The sequence below is a fragment of the Methanoregula sp. genome (assembly GCF_002835825.1).
Taxonomy (GTDB): domain Archaea; phylum Halobacteriota; class Methanomicrobia; order Methanomicrobiales; family Methanospirillaceae; genus Methanoregula.
On sequence record NZ_PIZH01000479.1, the window covers coordinates 1 to 1,563 of the forward strand.

At 52.8% G+C, this 1,563-nt stretch carries 2 protein-coding genes; one reads left to right on the plus strand and one right to left on the minus strand.

Going from position 1 to position 1,563, the window contains the following annotated elements:
- Nucleotides 1-193: 193 nt before the first annotated feature.
- Complete coding sequence (locus CW742_RS12475) at nt 194-1,255, minus strand: hypothetical protein (protein WP_292420844.1); 1,062 nt, start codon at nt 1,253-1,255, stop codon at nt 194-196.
- Between the two features lie 113 nt (nt 1,256-1,368).
- Here CW742_RS12475 and CW742_RS12480 point away from each other — a divergent pair.
- A partial coding sequence (locus CW742_RS12480) for a hypothetical protein (RefSeq protein WP_292420846.1) occupies nt 1,369-1,563 on the plus strand: 195 nt, incomplete at its 3' end.

Sequence of the window (1,563 nt, forward strand, 5' to 3'; positions counted from 1 at the left end):
CCTTGGGAGGGGTGGGTACACCTCCCCCCTTTGCAGAGAAACCTTCAGCCCGGGAACTGGTACCTGCAATGCTCCTTTCTATCTGGTGTTAGTATCCACGGGATACCGGGAGATTAAAAGCCGCATGAAGCCGTGGAAAACCCCGTTTTCCCGGTAGCAGGTCCTGTTCACCAATGAAAAAAAGTGCCGGACCTCACATGTCGCAGCAGTAGCAGGTGGTGTTCTGGAGGAGCTTGGAGTTCTTGATCCACAGGCAGGTCCCGAACTTGTCCCACGGGTTGATGACCGTGGTCTTGTCAATCTTGCCCAGTTTTTTTAAGTGATTTAAGTCCGCCACGATCTTCCAGACATAATTGATCGGGCGGTAGCTCTTTGTCCCGCTCCCCACCGGGTAGATGCCCGGGTCGTCTGCGGTCTGGAATACCTCCGGTGTGCTGCCGATGAACCGGGGAACGCCAGCATCGACAAACACGTAATCCTTCTTCCCATCACTGAATACCTTGAGGGACGAATCAGGAACCTCTTCGACAACACGGATGCCGGTTGTCTCGTACCCGAGATCCTCAAACACCATCAGCGAAACGTCATAGCCTTCCCGTGCAAGGAGGTTAACGAGCAGCAGGCTTTTTTCATCCGAATCTCCGGCCTTGTCATAGATTACTTCGACCGGGTATTTGCGTTTCGGAGACGGGTTCTCGACATAGGGGATCTGCTGGACAAAGGCAACGATCAGTTCAAAGTACTCGTCATCCGAGAGATATCCGCCGTTCTTGTACCGGGCATTCCGCAACTGGGAGAGGACACCCGAATAGAGTTCCTCCATCGCCGGATCGGACTCAAAGGTATCGATATACTGGCGGATCTCGGCCGGGTTCATGGAACTTGCCGGAAGATCGATCTTCATCTGGCGGGCCCCATAATAGACCGACATGTTGACCGGGATCCGGAGGGTATATTCCTGCTGTCCGCTTTGCGGAGCGTAGTTGAAGGTGAATGTGCGGTGCCCGACCCGGCTTACGTCCCCGTACGGAACAATAAACAGCGGGTTACCGGAGGCTCCAGCCGGAGCCTTTTCTGTAACGGCCGTGACGGATGGTTCCGGTTCATCGTCTTTCATCACATCTTGGGATGAGGGTGACGCTGCCGGTGTGACCGGGCCGGAAAAACCGGGAGCGTTGATGGTGATCTGGACGCAGCCACTCATGATGATACAGAGACATAACAGGAGAGCGGCACAGAACCCGGTACACTTCATGACAATTTCGTTTACCCTGACCATATTTGAGGATTGGCTTTTCTTGTTTTTGCCAGGATGAGATCGAAATCTTCAAAAAATATTCCGGCTTTTAACCATGAGAGGGATTTTTTTTGAAATCATCACCTATTCTCGCTGTTCTGCTCGTGACTGCCATTCTTATTCCTGGCACGCTTGCCGCAGATCATACCATCCAGTTCCAGAACCATTGCCTGTATGAAGTGTCAGTTGTCATCATCGGTGGTCTTGAATTCAAAAACCCGGGCACGGGGCAAGTTTACATCGCCATCCATGACCTGCCTGCAACC